The sequence below is a fragment of the Halorubrum sp. SP9 genome (assembly GCF_005435015.1).
GTDB classification, from domain to species: domain Archaea; phylum Halobacteriota; class Halobacteria; order Halobacteriales; family Haloferacaceae; genus Halorubrum; species Halorubrum sodomense.
Genome location: NZ_SGXU01000310.1, coordinates 1 through 208, shown reverse-complemented (window position 1 = coordinate 208; position 208 = coordinate 1). Strand labels below are relative to the sequence as shown.

Genomic DNA, 208 nt, shown 5'->3' with positions numbered 1-208 from the left:
GAGCCGGCGTCTCCGGCCGCAGGTAGAGCCAGTTGCCCGCCTCGAGGTCGGCGCCGATCGACTCGGCGTTGTCGCGGAGCGCCGCCGCGTCGTCGCGCTCCGGATCGAACGTGATCGGGATAAAGTACGTGTCGTCGGTCAGCCCCGCCGCCGCGACGCGGCGCTGTACCGTCGCCCACTGGCGGAGGAGGATCGAACACTCCGCGGG

1 protein-coding gene is annotated in these 208 nt (G+C 72.1%); it reads right to left on the bottom strand.

The genetic code is table 11. The annotated features are described in order from the left end of the window. A partial coding sequence (locus tag EXE45_RS21535) for an SCO family protein (protein ID WP_241989530.1) occupies positions 1–208 on the bottom strand: 208 nt, incomplete at both ends.